The sequence below is a fragment of the Adlercreutzia agrestimuris genome (assembly GCF_943193125.1).
GTDB classification, from domain to species: Bacteria; Actinomycetota; Coriobacteriia; order Coriobacteriales; family Eggerthellaceae; genus Xiamenia; species Xiamenia agrestimuris.
In genome coordinates this window covers 316,315-338,768 of the sequence record NZ_CALPCX010000002.1, presented here as the reverse complement: position 1 = coordinate 338,768, position 22,454 = coordinate 316,315, and the positions used below count along the sequence as shown (strand labels likewise).

Sequence of the window (22,454 nt, the reverse complement as noted above, 5' to 3'; positions counted from 1 at the left end):
GCACCTTAAAATCCTCCTGACCTTTAGCGCTCGGAGTTATTTATCAGCATAGTATTCCACCAGTATGTCAATCTCCTCCTGAGTGAGAGCTGGGCTCATAAGAGCGGCCATCTCCTCCATCTCCTGCTGCACCTCGTCAGGACTCGCCGACCAAGCCTGAAGCTCGGCCACCTTATGGCACGACTGACTGCAGGAGGCCAACAACTCGTCGGCCGTCTGGGGCTGAGAGGTATCGCCCTGCGGCGCTTTCCCCTCGCTGTAGGGCTCGTTTGCCGGCTCGGCGCTGCCCTGGTAGTAGATATCCTCAGTTAGAGGTGCCAGCTCGCCTTCTGCATCGCCCGTCGCAGGCAAATCCGCTGGAGAGGCAGGCGCGCAACCGACACAGAGCAGGACCGAGAACGCGCACGCCACCAGAGCGCCTCGCCAAATCGCAGCATGGAACAATTTCATATTCTTCCCTTCCTCGTCCTAAATCGCTTCCACAAGGGCGCCGGCCTTCTCAGCCAGGCCGCGCTCGCGCGCCTTCTGCTGTAGCTGCCCATGGGCGTCGATGTGGTTGATGCCCACGGGGCACACCGAATCGCATTTCCCGCACAGCTGACAGGCCATAACGCCGCTCTCCACCGCCTGCAGCACACGGTCGGCTTCATCGAGTCCGTCGGATGTCCGCAGGAAGATCTGCGAGAATACGGCCGGCCCCGCATACCCCGCCGTATTCTCGGCGTACACCGGGCAGATGGACACGCAGTTCCCGCACTCGCGGCACTTCTGCAGACGATCCAGCACATTCCAGTACAGTTCATAGGAAATCTCCGGCGACGTGGCCATATCGGCTTGGCTCATAACGGCCACCACTGAATCGTCCAGCTTCCGCGTGAAACCCGACTTGTCTACGGTCAAGTCACGCACCACAGGAAACGCCGCCAGTGGCTCCAGCGTGTGCTCACCGGGCTCCAGCACGGTGTAGCATGCCAGGCGAGGCGTACCGTCCACCATGCAGCCGCAGCGCCCGCACAGGCCGCCCCGGCAGGAGTAGTCGAAGCTCACCGGGTCGTAGTGTTCATTCACGTACTGCAGCGCCTGAAGCACCGTCAGACACTCCTTCCAGGGAACGTCGTGCTCGGTCACGTAGGGTTCGCCGTCTAAGCTCGGATCGAAGCGGGTTATCTTCAGCGTCACAATGGAATCGTTCATTGTTTTCCTCCTTTTCCTCTCGCCCGGCCGTTACGCCTGGGGATACTCGCCGATGCCAATCTCGGGCAGGATCTCGCGAATCCTCTCTGCAGAGATGTGCTTGTCGGCAATATCTTCCACCTCAGTGCTCCAGGCCCCGTCGCGCTTCACGGCGAACACCACCTTCAGCCAGTTCTCGTTGTCCATATCGGGGAAATCCAAGCGATGATGGAATCCGCGGGTTTCGGTACGCGCCAGAGCGCACTGGGCGATAGCCATGCAGCAATCCACCATGAGCGGCACTTCCAACGCCTGGCGCCACTCACCGTTGGCCTGGCGGCTGGAATCGGCCACCACCATAGCGGGCACGTCCTCGGCGGCGATACGATTCAGTTCGTCGATGGCCGTCTGCAGCCCCTCGGCCGTGCGACCACCGAACAAATACTGGTTGGCCAGCCGCTGAACTGCGCGCTGCACCTCGCTGGCGCGCTTTCCATCCCCTTCGCGTTCAAGCACCTCGTAGGCCTCGGACAGCACGGCCTGCACGGCCTCTTGATCGATGGCCGGCGCCACGGCCATGGCAGCTGCGCGCTTTGCAGCGGAACGACCAGCCACGGCCCCACCGGCCAGGGTGTTCCACCCGGCCATGCCATCCATGACGCCTTCCAGGGTACTGGCGTAGAACAGACCCGGGATGACCGTCTCGCCCTCGACGGTAAGCTTAGGCGCACCGGCGGAATCCCATGGCGTGGGCACTAGCTCAATGGGGTTCTCGGGCGTGTAGGAGAGGTTGCGCTCCTGCAGATACTCGTTGCGGCGCCCGAAGGCCTGGAAGTTGTCGGGCTCGGAAAGCCCCGTGATGTCGAAGCGGATGCCGCCATTTTCGGTACCGCGCCCCTCGTAAATCTCCTTCATGGCGATCTTATTGTAAGTGGAAAGCATCGGGAAGTCGTTCCATGCCGCCTGATCGGGCGAGAGAATCTGTTCCAGCTGGCCGTTGAGCACGCTTTCCGGACGATCATAGCAGCTGAAGCCGATATTGTTGCAGAAGGCAGTACCGTCGGGGTGCACGTTGTAGAAGTAGAGCGCGTACTGCTCCATGTTCTTCAGGGGCACGCCATGGCGCGCCAGGATGCCGTAGGCGTCACCAGTGTTCTCGGGCGAGGAATTCGTTTTGGCGCCCACACCGCTCCACCCGTTCACCCAGCAGTATGATCCCATAGCGAAAACGACGCTTTTGGCACGCACCATCACGGCCTCACCAGTAGAAAGGTTAATGCCCACGATACCCGCAGCGGCGCCGTCCTCGGCAGTGAGCACGTCGAGCACCATCGTATGATCGAGCACCTGCGCACCGCTGCGACGAATATGCTGAGCGATCATGCGCGGCATCACATTCACGCGATCGACTGACCACTCGTTCCAGCCCTCGGCGCCCCAGATGGAGCCGTCGCTTTTGCGATCCCACACGCAGCCCATCTTCTGCAGAATAGCGTGCACGTCCTCGTCCATGGACCATTGCACCTGCGACTCGTAGTACTCTTGATCGAGCAATCCTTCGGTGCCCAGCACGGCGTTCTCCCACAGATCCTCGCGATTCACGTCGTCGCAAATCTCGAAGCCCGAGAGCGCGTGCCCCCAGTTGATGCCCGATGATCCGCTGTGGCCGAAGGGCCCCTTGTCAACGAGTGTCACTCGCTGGCCGCTCTTAAGGACGCTGCGCGCCGCGAACATACCGCTGATGCCGCCACCCACAACCACCACGTCGGTGGTGTAGGTGGTGAAGGGCCGCGGTACGGCCGTCCCCGCATCACCTGTAGATGCCAGATCGCCCCCTTGAGACGCGCACGCCGTCACTGCCGGCGCCGCGCACAAGGCCGCGCCCCCTAGGGCCAAGCCCTTCAGCAGCGAGCGACGGGTTAGGCCCCCTTGCTGTTCCTTGTCTTTTCCTGTCATGAGCCTCTCCTCTCCCATTTTCTCGGAAGCACCGGATCTTTTCGAGAAACCGGTGGATCTATTGTGGGAATCGAAGCCATAGCTATCAATACAACAATTACTGAGACTTAAAGTTTCAAGTTCTGACACTTAGCGAATCAAGTATTATGAGATATACCAATAACGGCCCTGCCAAGAATGGAAGGATCGCAGAACATGGGAAAGACCAGCCACGACTTACTCGATCTTCTGCACGATCCCACCTTCCAGCATTTGTACCAACGCTCAGACAACGAGATCATGAACTGGTCGAAGTTCCGACTCCTCCCCATGCCTGCCGGTTACAAAACTGAGGAAGTGTGGAGAGTGATCGAGGCGCTGCGGCGCCTGAAGTCGCACCGTTTCCCCTATCGGCCCTACACCCACGCCGAGCAACCTGCGGAAACCTGGTGCTCACTCACCAACCACATCGGGGCTCTCCTGCGCGAGATCGTGGTCACGGCCCACGAGAATGCCTCGGAGCAGATTCGCGGTGGCCAGTACCGTTTTCTCGACATCTTGTCCACCGACCTGTCCGCCGCCCTTGAGCGCGACGGCATCTCGTTGCCCTACGAGGTTATACATTCTCTAGCCACCCGGCAACGGCAGGCCACATCCCACGATGAGCACGTGGCTGCCGAGGCCATCGCCCTGATCCTGGAGATCGATCGCTATGCCCGCTATCCGATCTCGCCGTGGATGATTGAGGACGTCCTCTCCCACTTCGGGGCCAAGACCAGTCAACTTCACCGCGCCGAGGACGCCGTCTGCCAGCTGGCCTTCGCCCACAACACTGAGCCGCCCGAGCGCATTATCGACACGCTCTTGCAGACCATGAACGCGCGACACCTCGAGCCTGAACTCTATCTGTTGAACCTTTTAGCTACGTCGACCATCATCTGGGATCTCCTCCCCTTCTGCGCCTACAACGGGCTCTTGGAGCTGTTCATCCGCCACTGGGCGCTTGAGTCACGCGAGCTCTCCCACATCCGCCTGGTACCCTACGGGTACCTCTGCCTTCAGTGGGAGCACGGTGACGCCACCATTGTCGAGGCGGCCGGAGATTACTTTGAGGTTAACCCCATTATGGGCGAGGATCACGATGCCACCCCGAACTTCGGTCATGAGCTCCAGCTCATCGCTAACTGGCTGAGCACCGCAAATCAGGGAGCTGAACCGCACATACCCGAAGAGGTCAAGCGCCTTCTGGAGACCCACGATGAGTTGAACGGACGGCAACGGGACACTCTCGCGAGCCTGGCAGCCGACCCGACGAGCCAGACCACCATCAAGCTGCACATGAACCTCTACCGCGTTTCCTACGGCACCGCCCGCACCGACTTGCTCGATCTCGCCGAGAAGGGGCTGCTCGTACAGGATTATCAAAGTCGCGCCATGGTATTCCGCACGCCGACGAGCACCTGAAGCCTGTAAAGCAGCCAAGGCTCTTCGCGGGTGCCGGAGATGTCGTTGTCGTAGATGGCGCCGGTGCGATAGCCCGCTGCGCGTAGGGTATCCAGCGCGAAGGCCCGATATTGGAAGTGCGACAGCGGGAGCGGATTCACTATCGACCGTAGAAAGATCGATGAAGATCATTGCGTGATAGTGCTCATTGATGGGGCGTACAAGAAGCCATTCGTGGCTCAGTTCTCTGGATATGGCGAAGCTGTGACGTATGAAGTCGGGCTCTGCGATGCTATGGAGGAATGGACCTTCATCGTGCATCGAGGAGAAGTCGATGTCGAAACCGCAATGGAGGACTATCGCAAGGTCTCGGATAACGAGTATGTCTACACTTATGACGAACAGGAACGTGACGAGTTTTTTACAAGTTTTCCCAGTTCAGACTTACGGGGTCAATTTGACCCCGTAAGTTTTGGCTATCGAGAAAGACGGTTTGCCGGAATTTATTGCCATCTTAAAACACGAGAACTCGTTTTGAACTCACTTTGTCCGCAGGCACTAAGAAACCCCAGCTTGTGGGGTAGTTTCGGTGTAATCAGTTTTATTCCATCTTGAATGGGTTAACTCGCTAAATCTGAGTGAGTTCAAATCGATGCTGTTATGAAAAGTGGCTAGTTGGATTGTGGCGTATCAGGTGGAAATGGCCTTGCCCCACATACAAAAAAATGGCCTTTCGACCATAGAGTGGGAGTAAATTGCAAGGTCAGAGGACATTTTTTATCTAGCTCATGTTTTGCAATTTTGTGTAATTTCACCCATTCCGTTAGAGGAAAGCTGTAAGCCACCGGGCAAAAGAATGGTGTTGGTTAACCACTCGCCACAGTTGCACAGGTGTGTTTTTCGCTCGAAACGGCGAAAATAGTACCATTTTGAACTCACTCCCATTTTGGCATGTCCGTTTTCATGTTTGCCCAGTTCAGTATGGGGTGTAAAAATTCAGGCGGCGCTGACGAAAACGCCGATTTCGTGGCGTATTTTGAACAAGTCGCACTCCCGCCAAGACTCGGAAAACAGTACCAGGCGGTCAAATGTCACACGAAATATCCCCTTCATCGCACCGAAATAAGGCTCTCTTGGGAATGCCAGGCACCCCGCACCTTCACCAAGGAGCTCAAGCGGCAGATCGGCAATGCGGGGCGCCACCAAAACCAACACCGCTCAAGGAGACGCGCAGCGAACCGGGCATCGCGCACTCCAGGGGTGCAACCGTCCCCTGTCACACCCGTTATGCGAGGCGCATGTGCAGGATGGGGAAAGGGTCTCCCATGCCATCGGTTTCCGAGCGGTCGAACGTGCGGAAACCGAAGTGCTCGTAGAAGCCGATGGCCTGGTCATTCTGCTCGTTCACATCTACCAGCGTGGCGCCAAACTCGTTTGTGGCGCAGTTGAGAAGAAGCGTCCCTAGCCCTCGTCCGCGAAGGGCTGGGTCGATGAACAGCATTTCCACCATAGCACCATCGACGCCAAGAAAGCCCGCAACTGCGCCGGCGTCGTCTCGGCAAACAACCAGATGCGCAACGGATGCAATCGCGTCTGGCACATAGCCCGCAATGCGCTCGATATCATCCGGCGTAAGGAACGTATGCGTCGCCGCCACCGATGCACGCCAGCATGTCACCAGCTCAGCGAGGAGCCCCGCGTCGTCGCCGATTTCAACGTTCTCGATGTTGAACTGCACGATGCCCCTCCTCTATTTTCGCGAAACGTTCGGTTTTCGCTTGATTGCGAGCAAACGCATGAAGCCGATGCAGTTCTTCCGAGCATATAAAGCGCACAGTGTTTTGCCACCTCGGCGATACTTGTATTCGTACTCCCACGCCTTACCACCGCCGGCCCACTGGCGATTCATATCGTATCTTTCATCAATGGCAGAACAGAGGGCTGCCCAGACCTCAAAAAGAGACTCACCGACGAGTGCCGTCAGCTCCTGATCGGTGGGAGTATGTTCAAGCATGGGTGCTCCTAATAACGGCGGGCGCGGGTGGCGAAGAATTGAGGCTCCATATTAACAAGTCGTCGCGCCACTAGCAACGAGCTCGTGCACACTGCGTGCGATCGTGTCAGGGCGCCGAGGGACAAGGGCAATGGCGTGTCGCCTAGCCGAGGGCTTCTGCGACCTTGGCTGGAAGCGCGTCTTCCGAAATTTCAGACCATCCAACAACTCCGCGAATCGGCTGAAGCTCTAGCTTTAGGAGAGCATCTTGGCGCAGCTCTCGATAGGCTCCGAATTCTATCTCAGTCTTATCGCCTGCCGCGTTGACCGCCTCAAGCTTGTACAGGTACGGTTCGTCCGACCTGAAATTGACGACTCCACCGCTCGACTCGTTCTTGGAAATATGGGCATTATCAATCTTGACGTAGTAGTCTCCAGTCAAGAGTAGATTCGTCGCAGAAGCAACAAAAAGAAGAGCCGCCGTCAATCCGACGATAACAATTGCCGTAACTACCGCTGCTTTTCCCTTGCTCATAGGTTTCTCCTCTCGGTTGTTTTTGACTATGAGACGATGATGCCGCTTTGGCGCCGAGACAGCCATCGATTTGCCTTACAGCTCCCTAACACTCTTGAAAGATAAGGCGCCTGCAAAACAGCAGACCCCAACACCTCACCTTGCGGAGCTGCGGTAGGTGCAGGTGCGGCTTAAGGCTAAGCCTTGGGTATTCTCTTCATTGGGCATAGCGAGGTATAATATTGTCTATCGGAGATAAAAACACAGTCCCCGTCGGGTAGTCGGGGCGTAGTATTAGCTACCAGTAACCTGCCTCCTTGGTTGTCCCTTCTCCGCATGGTCTTACATAAAGGAGGAATTGCCATGCGGAAGGTCAGCGTTTCCTCCACCCTGACCGTATTTCATGATGGTCAGTTTTGGGTGGGGGTCATAGAGCGAAATGAGAACGGACAACTTGCAGTCTCAAAGAATCTGTTTGGAGCAGAACCTTCGAACGAAGAGATTTTTCGTTTCGTAGTGGAGAAATGGCAAGACTTGGACTTTTCCGAGCCAATTGCAGATTCAGAATTGCCCAAGAAAGCCGCTAACCCAAAAAGGCGTATGAGAGAAGCTTCGAAGGCTGTAAAGCGTTGCGGTGTGTCCACCAAGGCACAACAGGCGCTGTCTCAAGAACGCGAGAGCAGAAAAGCAAAAGCTAAGAGCGACAATGCAGAGCGACAACAGCTGCTCAAAGACCAGAGATTTGAGCGGAAAAAAGCCAAGCGAAAGCAAAAGAAAAAAGGGAAATGAAGCTTAAATTCTGTGGGTCTTATTGCATCCGAAATGCATCCGGGTGAAGACTGTATTGTTTGTCTATACTGAGAGAATGCATTTCGGCTTAATATTGAGTGGAATAGTGCGCAAGTGACTTACACGGGTGCGTTTGCTCGGTTCAGAAGACTGCGCATCCGTGAAACGAACTCAAAAAGCTTTATTAGGAGAGTCCGAAATCCACAACTTGCAGCAGGTTTCGAGCATCATCGACCGATACCCCGAATTGGTCTTTCGGATGAATATGTCAGCTAAAAGCGAACCGAATGGGCATCCCTCCTCTTCTAGGACGATCGGATCAATCCGATGGTATTCGAAAGAAGGGATGCCCTTATTCGAGGGCGTCCTGCTAAGGCTCGCTTAGGTCCGCTAAGGTCGTTTTTCGCAGAGATTCCACAATAGAGGCTGCGGGGCAAGCGAAACAGGCCGGCAGTCGCGGCTGAGGTCGACGATCCTCTCCACCGCATCGAACTCCTCTTCGCCGTATCTTGCGAACGCCGCCATGAGGCCAGAGAGTCACCTGAGCTCGTCGAGTAAGGCGTCGCTCAGCTCGCCCGCGCTCGCGAGAGCTTCTAGCCTCTTTGTAATCCTCTCGGATTTCTCGCGCAGGTTCTTCATCACCCGGCTGCTCGGCACTATGACCACCTCGCACTCCGGGGCGCGCGTGAGCAGATAGTCCCGCTTCGTAAGGTCACTCGTCTTCACCGTCTCGTTGATCTCTGCGACTTGCCCCGGCGTTACCCAAAACGCTATCGTCTTGCTGCGCTTGCACGCTTCTTTCAGACAGGTCATCGCATGCCTTCCTCTATTTCGAGTGCCTTCGCCATGTCATGCTGGCGCACTGGGAAGAAATGCGCGTAGGTGAACGTGACGGAGATGGAGGATACCCCATCCTCTCCGCTATCGCAGGGACCGGAAATCCGAGATCGATGAGAAGCGACACGTGGCTGTGGCGCAAGTCGTGAACACGAATCTAGGCAAGCCCGCCCTCTCTGCGCCCTCTTGCAGATGCCTTCTCATCTTGTGGTGCGTGAATGGGAATATGCGCTCGTCGGGAGCCGCTCCCCTTCGCGTACATGAGCGAGCTCGGCTCCTCTTCGAGGAAAGGCGGCATCTGAGCGAGACCTATGCGCACCTCGAGGACCTCGAAGGCGCAATGCAGCTCGGGATCGTCTTACACCTGCTCGGAGAAGGCCAGGTACTCCTCCTTCGTCCAAAACCTCATCTCGCCCGCCCGCTTCTTGCCTATCTTGCGAAGCCTCTTCATGGAGTTGCGGACAAGCCCGTAATGGTTGGCGGCGTGGTTCAATATCGCGTCGAGCTGGTTGCTGAGCGATCGGAGGTAGGTTTGCGTATACGGCGAGCCGTCCTTCTTCCGCGCCCGCGCATCAGATCCTGGCAGAGCAGGATGTCGGGCGCTGCGAGCTCTTCGATCAGAGTGTCGCCGAGGTAAGGCTCGATCCTCTTTCTGAGCAAAGCCTCCTTCTGTACCTAGGTGCTCGCGGCCACGGTCGGTTTGACGTCTCTCTCATAGTCTCAAAAAACGCGACAAGGCGAAGAACCTCAGGTATGGCGAGGCTTTCAGGTCCTCCTCCCAGCTCTTCGCCTCCTCTTCGGACTTGAAGCCTCGTTTGATGGTTCGCCTGGCGACGCCGTTGGTGTCCTCGAACCTGCAGGACACCCACCAGCAGTCAGTCGACCTGTTTTTGTAAACGCTCATTTCTGTCTCCTTTCGTTTGCGATGAGCTTGCAACGAGAGTGCAATCACTCGAAAGGAGGGAGTGCCACTTTCATCGGATCACGCAAGACCTGATGACGACCGGAACTGTTTGAGATCATTTGGAGAATGAGCGTTAAGAGAAGAAATGCCAGATCAAACCCGCTGCGCCAATTTGGCGCAGCGGGTTTGGAAATAAACCATTATAGAATTGGCATGACAAGAGGGTAATACACGTATCTAATTAGTACTCAAGTATTTCGCAATTTTCATTTATGTGCTGACCTGGGCGATCTTATTGTGAATACCTTGAGAAGTGCTTCCTGGATGAGTGAACTTGAAGCACCATAGATCAATGTGAAGATATGCTATAACGCCATCGAATCGACAATTTCTGCAATTTTTATACGAGCATTATCAAATCGATTTCTCGTGATATTGAAGCATTGCCTGAGATTATCTTCTGTTCTTCCAATCCTTCCATTGCCTAGAAAAAACAGGGGCAGATCTCTTAGAGCACCTGCGAGATCAATTATTTGATCTTCAAGTGGCCTTAGGATTTTGGATGAATAACCAATTTGAAGAGCAGCTTCTAAACCTTCCTCGATTTGTTCTTGGTTCGCCCTAATAACTTCAGTGAACTCATCTGTATTGATAGTGCCTCCGAGCCAACGGTCGCCAGCTAAGAAAACACGGGAAGCGCACGTTGCTACTTTGTTCAAGATGTCTCTTGCCTGCTGAATTGCAACTGAGTCCGATACTGCCCCTTCTATGTAGAGTTGTCTCACTTCGTCTAATATACTTGAAGTCCATTGCTCATCTATCCAGCATTGGGCCTTATCGCACCATGTTCCGCGTCTAAGTTTTTCGCTTTGTTGCTGTTTAGACCAAATTGCACAATAAGGAAAGAGCGAATTAATATAGTCGTCTTCATTAGCAGCAAAATAGATGAAAAGCACTTCGGTTTCTTTGGCTTCCCATCGGCGCTGCTGCAAGTCGGTGTCATATACCTCATATTCTTTCAATAATTCAATTAGTTTTGGCAATCCTTGGATTATCGACTCCCGAGTCAAACGTGTTTTTGCTATAACCTTGCAACTATATCTTTTGCGATCTGCGAAGCAAGGCTCTACTTTCTTAACCTCAAACAGTTCCGTTTCAGGCAATTTGTCAGCATGCCATTGATAAGGATTGTATGCCGGATCATGAAACATAATTGGTCCAACCGAGGAGTGAAGGAGAAGCGGGCGCTGGTAGTTCCTGGTATTCTGATTTCGATTTTTAACGAGACAGTGCAATATGCGTTCGATATCTGAAAGGCTTTTGATGCCTGCTTTACATCGCGTAATGCGCATAGCTTCAACAAGCATGTTTGTGAAAGCACTATAGGGCGATTCTGGATCAATATAAGAAACTGTATCTGGGGCACAAGAAGCAAATAGAGCACATCCCTCCCCAGCTTTTGCGTTTAGGCTTCCTAAAGGCTCAGCATCAAATGCAATGGCTCCTGCATGGCACATATCGAAGATTAACCAAGACGTCTGGCATAAGTGTCGACAATAATCAACAATTGAAGAAGCAGGCAATAATCCGTCCGAAAGAACGAGATTTACTTCGTGGTTCTTAGATAAAGCACCATGGCCAGAAAAGTAGATAACCACGGTATCGTCGCCATGTGAGAGCAAGACTTCAAGTTCCGAGTTGAAGCTTGCGAGGGACACCGTTCCCTTTAAAACCCGAATATTGCTAGCGTCAAAAAAGCATTCACGTTGCAAGGTATCGCTCATTATAGCCGCATCGCGTTCGCATGCCGGCAAAGCAGAGGCACCTTGTAACTCGTATTTGGAAACACCGATGATCAGGGCGAGTGACATGTTTGAAATTCATCTCATCAATTTGGCGGGAAGTATCGTTAGCTACTATCTAGCGCCATTGATTAGCGCTTTAAGATTATCCCAAGTCCATCTATAGATTTTGTCTGATGTTTTAGCTCTTGTAGGCTTTTTGTTTACACCTTCCGAGCGACCCGACAAGAGAAAGTAGTCGACCGCCTCCTCTTGGGCTATAGCTAACTCGGCATTTACGCCACTTGCGGTATTTGTGTGCTGTCCACAAATAACAATCACAACATCGCACCCCTTGATTCTTCTTCTAGCGTTGGTCTTCCAGTCGCCCGATATGGACTCCTTAATGGACATATCGATGATCTCAAAAGGGGAATCATCGTTGCGCGCCTGACCAACGAGAAGATTCTTTAAGTCATTGTCGTAGTCATAGTCAAAGCTGATAAAAACACGTTTTTTCATTGCATTTCCTTTCAACCTAAATCATTTCTGATGAAACCAGCCGCCAATATTGTTTACCAAGTTCAGTAAGACAGCATGCTTTGGACCACATCGCGGCATAGTACATGTGATCTGCGCCAAGCGGTCTAACAAGCCCAGCTCCTTCGTACTGTTGAAGCAACGCAAGCTTTTCAGTATTTTCCTTCAAAGCAAAAGGCTCAACGACTTCATGTTCGACATCAGGAGAGTTAGTAGGTTCAAAAGAAGGATCGAGCTTAAAGTATTCATCCTCTGAGTTAAATAAGCTTGTTATCTGACGAAGAGAGTCAAGTGGAACCATAGGATTTACGCACCTTAAAGATACAAAGCTATTTACATTTGTTTTAAATACAGGTCGCTGACCCCATGGCCCTAGGGCTTTGTCGACATAAGAATAGATCGATCCAGGTGTAATGTAGCCGGTAACATCCGCTGCACAACCACGGAGTGCCTCAAGTAGAAGAGAGGTGAAAACGCCATGCCCATTTTTTTCTACGGACGGCTCATGTCTTCTGCTAGAGGAGAGAACCGTCATCCCCTCACCGATTACTGCATTATTCTCTCCTAGAGTTGTGATTTCACCCATTGACCCTGAATGGCAGCAATCAAGAATAATAACCTTGTTCTTACAGGAGGATTGAGTCGCAATTGATAGCACTGATTGAAGTGGGACACCCCAATCATCTTGTGAATAATCTGGTGTGACTAAGTATCCGCCATCTATCGCAATGTGACCATGGCCAGAAAAGAAGAGAAGAGCTGTTTCGCAATCCCCTTCAAAGCAGCGCTTAATAAGCGAAAGCAACTCGCCTTTAGTCATTATGTTTTTATGAAGCTCAACACTGAAGTTCTTCGAGCCATCTTCGTTCTTAGACAGAATGTCTGCAATGGACTCTGCGTCATTACAGCATCCATAGAGTGGAGGATTGTACTCATCAATCCCTATTACCATCGCCTTTCTTGTGTTCAAGTATTCTCCTGACCTTTCTGACTAAATCTTTCTTGATAGGTATTAGCGAACACGCACTAAATCGATAAAGCAACATCAAGTTTGAGCCCAAATGCTCTGACAACTTTCTGTACAGTATCGAATAATGGATTGCCTGTAGGCGAAAGCGCTTTATATAGACCGTCACGAGTGATGCCGGTTTCTCTAGCGAGCTAGGTCATCCCCTTTGCGCGAGCAATGTCGCCTAGTGCAGCGGCGATTACGGCGGTATCCCCATTTTCAAGGGCGGCGTTCAGGTATGCGGCAATATCCGCCTCTGTCTCAAGGTATTCGGATGCATCCCATTTCGTTGCAGTCTTCATCATTATTCCCCATCACTTGTATTCCTGATTCAGTTTCTTTGCCTTCACAACGTCCTTATGTTGCGAGAATTTGTCCACGCCCACAAGGAGTAAAACCATTTCACTTCCTCTTAGCACATAGTAGAGGCGGTAGCCTGGGCCATATACGATGCGCATCTCGAAGACGCCATCACCCACTGGTTTCGCTCACCGAAGTTGCCCGTGACCACAAGGCGTTGGATCCTTAAGAGAATGCGAGCTCTCGCCGCAGTCCCCCCCTACGACAAGTTGATGAATTAGCCTCGCGTGACCTTATTTCCAAAGCGCTTGCATTTGAAATACTTCTTGGCTGATCCATTTCTGGCGTCATCTCGTATGAAATAACCACCACTCATAAACGTATCCATGCAGGTCTTAAGCGACTTCTCGGGATTATACTCTAAAGATCCATCACATTTCTCGCATTTTGGGGCAGCCTAACCATCAAGCAGGTTTCTGAACAGTCCCGTGAGACTCCTTTTGCTACTCCGTGTTTTAGTTCAGAACAAAAACAAAAAAGAGCACACCAAAAATGAGCCCTACAATCAGGGACCCAATGGCCTTATTTCGGATAGATCGTCTTTTCGCCTCGTCGTTAGCTGATGCGACAGTGCCGAAAGCAGAGAACAAGAACTCAAAAGGTCGCACGATCAAGATCATCGGAAGCATCAAACAGCCCCCGAGGCAACCTTGATTGGAGACACCGTAATCGGCCATGCCTTCAGTGGTCGATCCATCATTAGGATTGCTAACTGCCAATAGTGATACGAAAGTGATCAGCGCAACTGCTAGAGAAAGTATTATTACCAAATTCATATTTAACTTCTTCCTTGATGCCGATGATTCGATTCCTCAATTCTTCGAAAGAGTCAAGAATCTAGATAGGAACTCGTTCATTGGCTATCAAATCCAAGCACTCATTTCCATAGATAAAGCTATCCGAAACAAGCGATACAAGTTCCTCAGCCTCTTCCATTATTATTGCAATCTCCTCAGCAGATACACCAAACTCCTTGTGAGCATTAAATTGGTCAAGCATAAATCTTCCGGCTTTGTTTCAGCCGCGCAGTGTCTGAAACCGCTTTAGTGCATGTAACACCTTTCAGTTTCATGAAGTTTACGCTTGCGAAAATAACGCTTCTTCTCTGCGTCATTTTAAAAATATTGTAACGTCCAGATATCAGAATACAAGTGCTTCACTTTGTCGAAGCCTTACATTTAATACTTTGCTTTACAAAGCCCTAAACGCAAAGGAGCAAACCTCCTCTTGACATCCCTTTACTATGTGACCCCCGGAACTGAGTTGTTCCGTTTGATACATTGAAAAAGCACAGGCAAGGGAAAAGCCAAAGTGTACTGTTCTAACTTTTCCCTTTCCACAATTATCTTTATTGGCTGCTGTTGTTCAGTCAAGGGCAAGCATTTAGATACATGGCAACACACTTGACCTCACCACTCTGTATCTAAATGATTACCAGCTACTTCGTCCACTAAACGCTTCTGTCTTTGGTGACTTTAGCGCCTATATCATTTTGAAATTCATTTGAATAAAGTTGCTTTCAAGATGTTTCCCCGATTGCTTATCGCATGGTATTGGGGACTCTGATACATTGTCTAATACATGTTAAAATCCATATTTAGGAGACTCATGGCCAACATCAGACCAGTCACTGACCTCCAACGCAAGTTCGGTGAGGTCGCCGAATTCGCGGAGGAGACAAAAGAGCCCATCTATCTGACGAAGCGAGGAAACAAATACCTCGTACTCATCGATGCCGATGAGTACGATCGAATTCAGGCTATCGCTGATGCTTGCGGAAACGGCGGTGCGGATGAATTATAGTTACTGCCTATCCCTCACTGGTGCGGGTACGTACAAGCAAGAGATGGTTCTGACCGCGCGTGCATATCTTGATAAAGGTAACTGGGATGCCGTTAAGGCTTCCGTGCTTGACGACAACCTGCTTCAGTTGAATACCACAAGCAACAAAAAGCGCATCGGCTCCGAGCTGATAAAGAGGCTTAGGACCCTAAGCCCTGAAGAGCTCGAATATCTCGCTAATTGCTCAGGCGATGACCTCTCGGCTATTACCTGGATCACGTTTTGCCGCACATATCCTTTCATGCGCGAATTTTCTAGCGAGCTAATCGCGGAGCGTTTCGCGAAAATGAAACCCGATGTAACTAAAGAGGTATACCAGGCTTTCGTCGAAGACAAGATGTACGAACATCAAGAGCTCGCGAAACTCACGGATGCATCACGCGAGAAGGTAAAGATCCGCGTCTTCGGCATGGCGCGCGACTGTGGCTTGCTTGACCGTTCCGGCACTATCACGCCGATCTATCCCAGTCCATCCTTTGTCTCGCTCATAAAGCGCGAAAGTTCGGACGACCTATCCCTTTTTCCTAAGGTAGGTGCGATCTCATGACGCGCAAGTTCGACAACATTGCAAGCGCTGAGTGCCGTGGGTTTATCACCAGCCAGCTCACCGACCCTGCTCTTCTGGGCAAGAATGGCTATCTCATGCGGCATAACCTCTACGTGCTGCCCTATAAGCCTGTGCAGGAGGCATATGCCAAAGATCTCATCCGCGTTCTCGCTGATGAAGAGCTGCCTCGGCACGACGTCAAAGCAGCGAACATCAACCTTTATGACATCGTACTCGCATACCTTGATGACCATGAGCTCTGGGAGCCCCTTTGCGAAGCAGAGGGCGACAACTCGCGAGACGAGCTTATCATGATGCTCCAAGACACGATCAGCGTCGGAGAAGCACTCAAGCCAACTGTGGAGCAGACTATTAAGGAGTCGGGATGCGATATCGCCTTCATAACGGGGGTTGGTGAGACCTTTCCCTACATCAGGACCCATGCGCTTCTCTCGGAACTCGATGTCGCCATTCCTGTCGTGCTCGTCTTTCCCGGAGAGTACAAGCAGCTCTCTGATGGGACGACATCGCTTGACATCCTCAATATACCCTCGGGAGCTAACGGTGGTTACTACCGAGCAACCAATGTCTTCGACCTCTAAGGAAGGTTAGCTGCAATGGAATTCAAGGAAATGTATGCAAAGCCCATCGATCGTGCGATCGATCCTGTCGTCAAGGCCGGGAGCGAGGAGCATCTGGCAAACGAGCTCGAAGAGTATGTGGTGACACCCGAGATCCAAGGGCATCTCCTTCGCTTCTTCGATGAGTACAACGATGTGGACGCAACGGGCAACGGGGCTTGGATATCCGGCTTCTTCGGCTCCGGTAAATCTCATATGCTGAAGATTTTGGCAGTGCTCCTCGAAGACCGCACTGTGGAAGGGATGCGCGCCTTCGACTACATCTTGCCCAAGGTCAAGGACAGCCCTTCTCTTCATAGCGCTATGGAAGTCGCACGCGAGAAACACCCTTCGGAAAGCATTCTTTTCAACATCGATTCCGTCGCCCCGAACCAGGGGCGAACAGAGGCGGGCGCGTTGCTAGCCGCATTCATCAAATCATTCAATTCGCATCTAGGCTATTTCGACGGAGACCAGCAGCACATCGCTAAACTGGAGTACGACCTGGATAAGGAAGGGCATCTGGAGTCCTTCAAGCAACAGGTTCAAGCGATCTGCGGAAAGCCTTGGGAAGATGTCCGCAAATCAGCCGCCCTCCATGCGAAGAAGATTGATGCGGCCTTCGATGCGGCGCTTGGGAACCCTGAAGGCGCCACAGACAATATCATCCGCTACTACAAGGACACCTATCAGCCGTCCGTCAAGGATTTCGCGCTCCAGGTCAAAGACTACATCGACACCAAGGAGCCAGGCTTCCGCTTGAACTTCTTCGTGGATGAGGTCGGTCAATTCATAGCCAACAACACCGAGCTTATGGTGAATCTCCAGACGGTCGCAGAGGACCTCAATGACTACTGCGACGGAGCCTCATGGGTGCTCGTCACGTCGCAGGAAAACGTCGAGGATATCGTGGGCGAGATGAGCGAGAACAGCGCTAACGACTTCTCCAAAATCCAGGCACGCTTCAAGATCAAGATCCAGCTCACCTCATCGGATGCGAAGACCGTCATTAAACAAAGGCTGCTAGCGAAGAATCCCGATGCCACTCCCGCCCTCGACAACATGTACGATTCCTATAAGGACGACTTCCGTGTGCTCTTCGATTTCGCCGATGGCTCGAAGAGCTATAAAGTCTACGCAGATGCCGATGATTTCGTGGACACATACCCCTTCGTGCCCTATCAGTTCGATCTGTTCATCACTGCCATGCGAGGGCTTTCGGACTACAACGGCTTCACTGGACGCCATCACTCGACAGGAGCCAGATCGATGCTCGGCGTGTTCCAAGAGGTCGCCATCCGTATGGCGAACGGTCTCAATGGAAATGCTCCGGCAAGCACTGAAGAACAGGCGCTCGCCACTTTCGACCTCATGTTCGAAGGGCTCCGCAATTCGCTCAAGAGCGAGGTCTACGGACAGATCACCATTGCTGAGGGGCAGCTCACAGACGATCCACTTGCAATACGTGTGCTCAAAGCGCTTCTTCTGGTCAAGTACTGCAAGGACTTCAAAGCGACCGCCGGAAACCTGCGCGTGCTCCTCTACGGCTCATTCAAAGAGAACACTTCAGTTCTTGAGCAGAACGTGAAAGATGCGCTCTCCAACCTAGAACGACAGGTCTACATCCGTCGCAACAACAATGTCTATGAGTACCTCACCGACGAGGAAAAAGACATAGAGCGTGAAATCAGGAATACCTCAATATCCACAGCAGACATCGAGGCCACTATAGCGGAGCTCGTAAAGGAAGCTGTAGGTTCCCTTCGTGCGACATACAAGAACGGCGCCTTCGAGCATGTCTATCCATTCAACCTGAAGGTCGATGGCAATGGGCAAGGCATCCAAAGAAACGACCTATCAGTCGATATCCTCACATCGTGGGACGAGGGATCTCCGCTCTCCACCATTCCATCGGCCCCAAAGACCCTCTCTGTAGCTCTCATGGGAGCGGATTCGTTGATCTCCGATATCCGCATCTACAAGCAAACTGAAAAGTACGCCAACGTGCATGGCACTAGCGGCGAAGTCCGTGCCGCCATCCTCATGGACAAGCGCGATGCTAACATGGCCCTTTATTCTAAGATCAGGGATGAGTTCACCGACCTACTCGCAGAGGCGCGCTATAGCGCGGGAGGCGCTGAGGTTACTGACTCGCTTTCCGGTACCGGCAAGGATGCTCTTGCAAACGCCATGTCAGAGCTCGTCAAGAAGTCCTACACCGGTCTTCAGCAAGTATCTGAGAGAATCACCGATACAGATGTCTACAACAACTGCGTAGCGGCTCAGACAAAACTCGATGGGATGCTCCCTGAGTATACTGAAACCCTCTACTCCCAAATTGGCGTGCTCTCAAGCGGGGGCGTCGTGACTGTCGGAGGCGACGGCTTATCAAGTCTCACGGCCTATTTCGGCAAAAGTGTTTACGGATGGCCGGACATCGTCGTGAGAAATGCCGTTGCCATGCTCAGCGGCATTGGAAAGATCGAGGTAAGGCGCACGGGGTCTCTGCTTGAAAAAACCGAGCTTGGAAACGCGCTCAAGAAGAACCAGGAGCTCGACAAGCTCGTAGTGAGCAAGGTTGCTGACGTCGATTCCGACAGGCTCAACGAGATCGTTTTCGGATACAAAGCCTTGACCGGTACGAGTCCTGCTGAGAACGACGCAAAGGCTATCGCTCGTGAGCTATCTGCCTATCTTGAGAACACCTCTTCTCCTTGGCAGCAAAGCGAATCGGCTGCAATGGCGTATCCATTCGCTACCGATTACAAGGAAGGCCTTACTCTCGTGAGACGCGTGATAAATGCGCTCGGCTCGAATTGGCAATGGATCGCAACGGACTTCCCCGAGCATGTAGATGAAATAGCTCTCGCCAAAGAAGATATGGACAAGATGCGTACCTTTGTCGCAGGCTCCCCAATGCAGCAGAAGTGGTCTGAGGCAAGATCGTTCTTGAATAGAGGTCTTCGAGAGGCTCGTGCTGTCGATGCGCCTATCGCTGATGATGAAGAGTTCATCGCAGAGGTGCGTACAGTCGTCGAAGACCCGCAAGTCTACAAGTCAAGCGAAATCGCCCGCGTGAGCGGAAAGATCAGGCGCGCTCAAGACGAGATCGCCTCCCAGCTCGCCTCGCTCAAAGAACACGAAACAGAACAGCTCAAGATAAACCATGATAGGTTCAAGAACATGAACGAATATGTGGCTTTGGATGCTGCCCAGAAGACGTGCATCGATGAGGTTTTCGAGAAAGCCACAAACGAGCTCGATGGCGCCCAGGGCGCATATGAGATAAAGGGCTTTGCTGCGACTTTCATGGAGCGAAACGCCAGCTTCCTCCTCTCACTGCTCAATCCTCCTAGCCCAGTTGTCGATCCCGACTCCGAAGGTGTCGTAGGATCAGACCCGGAACCAGTTCAATCTGTATCGATTTCTGAGGTATTAAAGCGAATTACGGGCTCTCCCTTCATCAAAAATGAAGAGGATGTTGAATCTTATATCGAGGGCTTGAAAGCTGTTTTGCTGAACGAGATCCGCTCTGGAAAAGTGGTGGTTAAATGACTCAGCAGATAACAGAGGATCAGGCTATCGAAATCGCGGGGAGATTGGCTGCGTATTTCGACGGAAAGCACAGGCTCGTCTTCTGGGAGGACGAGGACGGCGGCTATTCCGAAATCTTGGACAACCTCAGCGTAGATGGGGCGACCATAGTCGATGTCACTGGGCGCGAGCTCTCTTCAAAGAGACGGATTCTGCGAGACGAACGTGACGGCAAGTTCGTCATATACAGGCAAGGAGCTCTTCCAGCACCTGCCGATGACTTTCTGTACGACCTCAAACTAGCAGCACTTCCCTTCAACGTATCGATGGAGGGCATCTGGGCCGAGGAGTGCGATATTCCGGTAAATCTGTCCGGCGATCTGAATGCCTATGCCCGTTTCTTCAGTTCCGCAGAGAGGAAGCAGAGATTAAGGGATTCAGTCTTGCCGAAGTCGACCCCCAATGATCTCGCGAAGGCCATCCTCGCCGCCTGCGTTACCACGCCTGCAACCCATTGGCGTGACGCATTGCGAGACGTGGTAAAGAAAGTGGTCTCCGAATGGGCTGAAGACAATAACACGACCTACAAGCTCATTTGCGATTGCGCACTAGAGACGCGTTTCTGGTCTGAGGTCGAATCCGTGCTCGGGTATGCTCCAAGCGACGGCAATCCAACCATTGATGACCTTGCATTTGAAATGCTCGCGTCCACTTGCAAGAGCATCCTGCCACCAGGCACGACCTCGGTTACGGCAGATGCAGAGCGTATCCTTGCTGAAATGGCATCTAACACGCGTAAGAGAGACGCATACGATAGCCTCATCGAGAAATGCGCGCAGTCATTGGTAGATCTGATCCCCGACGATAGTCGCACGCCTGAAGCAATCGGCCAGCTTGACTCTATCTCGCAGTTCGACCAATGGGTGCTGACGTCTCTGGCCGATTCCCTTGTCTCTGGAACGCTCAGGCACGAACAGATTGACCAGGTTCTGTCTTCCCGTAGTTCTTCTCAGTGGTTCGAAAGGTACGAAGACAACTACCACACGCTGCTCTCTGCTTGCAGCTTCTTCGATGCGATAGCCTCATATGAATCGACCAGCCCTAGCGTTTCGAGCGCGCAGGATATTTTTGAGCTCTATTGCAACACATGGTATGAAGTCGATGAGTCCTATCGTCATTTCTTTGCGCATTACGCGAATCTCCAAAACGGGAAGTTCAAGCAGAAGCTCGAAACCCCCAAGCAGCGCATAATTTCCTCATACGATCAGTATCTCATGACGCTCACGGATAAATGGCAACTTGCCTTATTCGCAGATGGGGATCCCTACCCTCCTCAGGGCATTGTCTTCCAGGCGCACTTCTTCAAGGAGCGTGTGGCCCATGCGCTTCCCTCTTCCGAAAAGGGGCGGAGAGTCGGAATCATCATATCAGATGCGCTTCGCTATGAAGTGGGACGCGAGCTCGCCTCTCGAATATCGAGGTCCCGCAACACAAAGCTTCGCGACGGAAAGTCGGTTTCTTGCGAAGGGGCACTTTGCATGTTACCGAGCTATACGCAACTTGGTATGGCGGCGCTCCTTCCAGGCGATACTATGGAGATCGATCCCGCCACAGGCAGCGTCGTCAAAGACGGAATGCCAACAAGCGGCCTGGCAAACAGGCAGAAGATCTTGGATTCGACCGTGCCGGGGAGCATCGCCATCAAAGCTGACGCACTTAGAGCTGAAGGCCCTACAGCCATAGGCGACGCTGCGTCTATTATCTATGTGTACCATAACGTCATCGACAAGATGGGTGATTCCCGCGATACCGAGGACAAGGTCTTCTCGGCGTGCGAGGCTGCGTGCAGAGAACTCGAAGGATTGGCTAGTGAGCTTGTATCTGCCGGGTGCGGAACTGTCTTTATCACCTCGGATCACGGATTCCTCTACCAATCAGGAGATATCGCCGCCTATGAGTACGCGGAAGTAGAGGGTCTCTCCATGCTTTCGAAAGTGGAGGACATGGAGATGAACCGAACGCGCCGCTTCATCGTGGCAGATACTCTCCCGAAATCAGACGCACTTATCGAATATGCTTCAGACGATCTATCGCTAAAAGGTAATGCTAAGGTTGCCTTCCCAAGAGGCATCACTCGACTCAGGTTGCGTGGCAGCGGAGCAAAATTTGTACATGGAGGAGCATCTTTACAAGAAGGCATCATCCCCATCATTTCGATTAAACGTGATGTGAACGCGAAGAAGACTTATGAGACCGATGTCCAAGGATTTGCTACAGGGCGTCTCTCCATCACGGGATCCACGGTCGCAGTCGACGTTTATCAAGTACAACCATGCGACCAGTCTATCCTTCCAGTAACCGTCAAGGTCGGCCTGTATGCTCCAGATGATTCGGAGTCTCCAGGCAAGCTCTTGTCAGCGACAGAGAAGACTCTTGTACTCGAAAGCGAGAATAAGGCCTCAGATGCCCGCAAGTCGCGCGTCACCCTCGACGTCACCAACGATATTGATTCATACCGCACCGCAATGGTACGTATATCCAAACAAGTAGGCCAAACCAAGAAGCACAAGTCGGTCTGGGAGCAGGAATACTCGGTAGACCGAGGCTTCGGCAATGATTTCGATTTCTAACAC

At 52.4% G+C, this 22,454-nt stretch carries 22 protein-coding genes and 1 pseudogene; 8 read left to right on the top strand and 15 right to left on the bottom strand.

Going from position 1 to position 22,454, the window contains the following annotated elements; translation table 11 throughout:
- Positions 1 to 36: 36 nt before the first annotated feature.
- Genes NFR28_RS04620 through NFR28_RS04610 form a run of 3 tightly spaced genes read right to left on the bottom strand, consistent with a single transcriptional unit; the run spans position 37 to position 3,129 of the window.
- Complete coding sequence (locus NFR28_RS04620) at positions 37 to 450, bottom strand: hypothetical protein (protein WP_251178658.1); 414 nt, start codon at positions 448 to 450, stop codon at positions 37 to 39.
- Between the two features lie 18 nt (positions 451 to 468).
- Positions 469 to 1,194 carry a succinate dehydrogenase/fumarate reductase iron-sulfur subunit gene (locus tag NFR28_RS04615; RefSeq protein ID WP_251178657.1) on the bottom strand — a complete coding sequence of 242 codons (726 nt, stop codon included), beginning with the start codon at positions 1,192 to 1,194 and terminating at the stop codon, positions 469 to 471.
- 30 nt (positions 1,195 to 1,224) lie between these two features.
- Entirely contained in the window at positions 1,225 to 3,129 is a 1,905-nt protein-coding gene (locus NFR28_RS04610) for an FAD-dependent oxidoreductase (RefSeq protein ID WP_251178656.1), read from the bottom strand.
- A gap of 195 nt (positions 3,130 to 3,324) precedes the next feature.
- On the opposite strand from NFR28_RS04610, the gene NFR28_RS04605 reads away from it, so the two are divergent.
- On the top strand, positions 3,325 to 4,572 hold the full coding sequence (locus NFR28_RS04605; protein ID WP_251178655.1) for a Fic family protein: 1,248 nt from the start codon (positions 3,325 to 3,327) through the stop codon (positions 4,570 to 4,572).
- Between the two features lie 213 nt (positions 4,573 to 4,785).
- Positions 4,786 to 5,166, top strand: coding sequence for a hypothetical protein (locus tag NFR28_RS04600; protein WP_251178654.1), 381 nt, complete (start codon positions 4,786 to 4,788; stop codon positions 5,164 to 5,166).
- 670 nt (positions 5,167 to 5,836) lie between these two features.
- Here NFR28_RS04600 and NFR28_RS04595 read toward each other — a convergent pair.
- From NFR28_RS04595 to NFR28_RS04585, 3 genes are all read right to left on the bottom strand, one after another.
- On the bottom strand, positions 5,837 to 6,289 hold the full coding sequence (locus NFR28_RS04595) for a GNAT family N-acetyltransferase (protein ID WP_251178653.1): 453 nt from the start codon (positions 6,287 to 6,289) through the stop codon (positions 5,837 to 5,839).
- Between the two features lie 12 nt (positions 6,290 to 6,301).
- Entirely contained in the window at positions 6,302 to 6,565 is a 264-nt protein-coding gene (locus tag NFR28_RS04590) for a DUF3788 family protein (protein WP_251178652.1), read from the bottom strand.
- 142 nt (positions 6,566 to 6,707) lie between these two features.
- Positions 6,708 to 7,079 (bottom strand): YxeA family protein, encoded by a 372-nt coding sequence (locus tag NFR28_RS04585; RefSeq protein WP_251178651.1) that lies wholly within the window; start codon positions 7,077 to 7,079, stop codon positions 6,708 to 6,710.
- Positions 7,080 to 7,394: 315 nt separating this feature from the next.
- Between NFR28_RS04585 and NFR28_RS04580 the strand changes: the two genes are divergently transcribed.
- On the top strand, positions 7,395 to 7,847 hold the full coding sequence (locus tag NFR28_RS04580) for a YjdF family protein (protein WP_251178650.1): 453 nt from the start codon (positions 7,395 to 7,397) through the stop codon (positions 7,845 to 7,847).
- A 537-nt stretch (positions 7,848 to 8,384) separates the two neighbouring features.
- On the opposite strand, the gene NFR28_RS04575 is transcribed toward NFR28_RS04580, so the two are convergent.
- The 9 genes and pseudogenes from NFR28_RS04575 to NFR28_RS04540 form a co-directional block, all read right to left on the bottom strand.
- Positions 8,385 to 8,660 carry a plasmid mobilization protein gene (locus tag NFR28_RS04575; protein WP_251178649.1) on the bottom strand — a complete coding sequence of 92 codons (276 nt, stop codon included), beginning with the start codon at positions 8,658 to 8,660 and terminating at the stop codon, positions 8,385 to 8,387.
- Positions 8,661 to 9,396: 736 nt separating this feature from the next.
- Entirely contained in the window at positions 9,397 to 9,588 is a 192-nt protein-coding gene (locus NFR28_RS04570; RefSeq protein ID WP_251178648.1) for an Arm DNA-binding domain-containing protein, read from the bottom strand.
- 365 nt (positions 9,589 to 9,953) lie between these two features.
- On the bottom strand, positions 9,954 to 11,459 hold the full coding sequence (locus tag NFR28_RS04565; RefSeq protein ID WP_251178647.1) for a caspase family protein: 1,506 nt from the start codon (positions 11,457 to 11,459) through the stop codon (positions 9,954 to 9,956).
- A gap of 45 nt (positions 11,460 to 11,504) precedes the next feature.
- A complete protein-coding gene (locus tag NFR28_RS04560) occupies positions 11,505 to 11,891 on the bottom strand; it encodes a TIR domain-containing protein (protein ID WP_251178646.1) in 387 nt (128 codons plus the stop codon).
- A gap of 16 nt (positions 11,892 to 11,907) precedes the next feature.
- Complete coding sequence (locus NFR28_RS04555) at positions 11,908 to 12,879, bottom strand: caspase family protein (RefSeq protein ID WP_251178645.1); 972 nt, start codon at positions 12,877 to 12,879, stop codon at positions 11,908 to 11,910.
- Between the two features lie 56 nt (positions 12,880 to 12,935).
- A pseudogene (locus NFR28_RS08910) lies at positions 12,936 to 13,220 on the bottom strand (addiction module antidote protein).
- A 12-nt stretch (positions 13,221 to 13,232) separates the two neighbouring features.
- Complete coding sequence (locus NFR28_RS08940) at positions 13,233 to 13,397, bottom strand: type II toxin-antitoxin system RelE/ParE family toxin (protein WP_420840398.1); 165 nt, start codon at positions 13,395 to 13,397, stop codon at positions 13,233 to 13,235.
- Positions 13,398 to 13,733: 336 nt separating this feature from the next.
- Entirely contained in the window at positions 13,734 to 14,054 is a 321-nt protein-coding gene (locus tag NFR28_RS04545) for a hypothetical protein (protein ID WP_251178643.1), read from the bottom strand.
- A gap of 61 nt (positions 14,055 to 14,115) precedes the next feature.
- Positions 14,116 to 14,277: a hypothetical protein gene (locus NFR28_RS04540; protein WP_251178642.1), complete on the bottom strand. Its 162-nt coding sequence runs from the start codon at positions 14,275 to 14,277 to the stop codon at positions 14,116 to 14,118.
- 609 nt (positions 14,278 to 14,886) lie between these two features.
- Here NFR28_RS04540 and NFR28_RS04535 point away from each other — a divergent pair.
- Genes NFR28_RS04535 through pglZ form a run of 5 tightly spaced genes read left to right on the top strand, consistent with a single transcriptional unit; the run spans position 14,887 to position 22,451 of the window.
- Positions 14,887 to 15,081, top strand: coding sequence for a type II toxin-antitoxin system Phd/YefM family antitoxin (locus NFR28_RS04535; RefSeq protein WP_251178641.1), 195 nt, complete (start codon positions 14,887 to 14,889; stop codon positions 15,079 to 15,081).
- Positions 15,071 to 15,667: a DUF1819 family protein gene (locus NFR28_RS04530; RefSeq protein WP_251178640.1), complete on the top strand. Its 597-nt coding sequence runs from the start codon at positions 15,071 to 15,073 to the stop codon at positions 15,665 to 15,667. Before NFR28_RS04535 ends, NFR28_RS04530 begins: the two co-directional genes overlap by 11 nt.
- Positions 15,664 to 16,269, top strand: coding sequence for a DUF1788 domain-containing protein (locus NFR28_RS04525; RefSeq protein ID WP_251178639.1), 606 nt, complete (start codon positions 15,664 to 15,666; stop codon positions 16,267 to 16,269). The genes NFR28_RS04530 and NFR28_RS04525 overlap by 4 nt, the downstream gene beginning before the upstream one ends.
- Before the next feature lie 15 nt (positions 16,270 to 16,284).
- Positions 16,285 to 19,842, top strand: coding sequence for a BREX system P-loop protein BrxC (gene brxC / locus NFR28_RS04520; RefSeq protein ID WP_251178638.1), 3,558 nt, complete (start codon positions 16,285 to 16,287; stop codon positions 19,840 to 19,842).
- Positions 19,839 to 22,451: a BREX-1 system phosphatase PglZ type A gene (pglZ, locus tag NFR28_RS04515; protein WP_251178637.1), complete on the top strand. Its 2,613-nt coding sequence runs from the start codon at positions 19,839 to 19,841 to the stop codon at positions 22,449 to 22,451. The genes brxC and pglZ overlap by 4 nt, the downstream gene beginning before the upstream one ends.
- The last annotated feature ends 3 nt before the right edge of the window (positions 22,452 to 22,454 follow it).

What these genes read in the sequence shown, in the direction of transcription:
- NFR28_RS04590 (WP_251178652.1), bottom strand. Translation starts at nt 6,565, where the DNA reads ATGCTTGAACATACTCCCACCGATCAGGAGCTGACGGCACTCGTCGGT.
- NFR28_RS04525 (WP_251178639.1), top strand. Translation starts at nt 15,664, where the DNA reads ATGACGCGCAAGTTCGACAACATTGCAAGCGCTGAGTGCCGTGGGTTT.
- NFR28_RS04545 (WP_251178643.1), bottom strand. Translation starts at nt 14,054, where the DNA reads ATGAATTTGGTAATAATACTTTCTCTAGCAGTTGCGCTGATCACTTTC.
- NFR28_RS04610 (WP_251178656.1), bottom strand. Translation starts at nt 3,129, where the DNA reads ATGACAGGAAAAGACAAGGAACAGCAAGGGGGCCTAACCCGTCGCTCG.
- NFR28_RS04530 (WP_251178640.1), top strand. Translation starts at nt 15,071, where the DNA reads ATGAATTATAGTTACTGCCTATCCCTCACTGGTGCGGGTACGTACAAG.
- NFR28_RS04605 (WP_251178655.1), top strand. Translation starts at nt 3,325, where the DNA reads ATGGGAAAGACCAGCCACGACTTACTCGATCTTCTGCACGATCCCACC.
- NFR28_RS04575 (WP_251178649.1), bottom strand. Translation starts at nt 8,660, where the DNA reads ATGACCTGTCTGAAAGAAGCGTGCAAGCGCAGCAAGACGATAGCGTTT.
- NFR28_RS04585 (WP_251178651.1), bottom strand. Translation starts at nt 7,079, where the DNA reads ATGAGCAAGGGAAAAGCAGCGGTAGTTACGGCAATTGTTATCGTCGGA.
- NFR28_RS04580 (WP_251178650.1), top strand. Translation starts at nt 7,395, where the DNA reads ATGGTCTTACATAAAGGAGGAATTGCCATGCGGAAGGTCAGCGTTTCC.
- NFR28_RS04615 (WP_251178657.1), bottom strand. Translation starts at nt 1,194, where the DNA reads ATGAACGATTCCATTGTGACGCTGAAGATAACCCGCTTCGATCCGAGC.
- NFR28_RS04535 (WP_251178641.1), top strand. Translation starts at nt 14,887, where the DNA reads ATGGCCAACATCAGACCAGTCACTGACCTCCAACGCAAGTTCGGTGAG.
- brxC (WP_251178638.1), top strand. Translation starts at nt 16,285, where the DNA reads ATGGAATTCAAGGAAATGTATGCAAAGCCCATCGATCGTGCGATCGAT.
- NFR28_RS04560 (WP_251178646.1), bottom strand. Translation starts at nt 11,891, where the DNA reads ATGAAAAAACGTGTTTTTATCAGCTTTGACTATGACTACGACAATGAC.
- NFR28_RS04570 (WP_251178648.1), bottom strand. Translation starts at nt 9,588, where the DNA reads ATGAGCGTTTACAAAAACAGGTCGACTGACTGCTGGTGGGTGTCCTGC.
- NFR28_RS04620 (WP_251178658.1), bottom strand. Translation starts at nt 450, where the DNA reads ATGAAATTGTTCCATGCTGCGATTTGGCGAGGCGCTCTGGTGGCGTGC.
- NFR28_RS04540 (WP_251178642.1), bottom strand. Translation starts at nt 14,277, where the DNA reads ATGCTTGACCAATTTAATGCTCACAAGGAGTTTGGTGTATCTGCTGAG.
- pglZ (WP_251178637.1), top strand. Translation starts at nt 19,839, where the DNA reads ATGACTCAGCAGATAACAGAGGATCAGGCTATCGAAATCGCGGGGAGA.
- NFR28_RS04565 (WP_251178647.1), bottom strand. Translation starts at nt 11,459, where the DNA reads ATGTCACTCGCCCTGATCATCGGTGTTTCCAAATACGAGTTACAAGGT.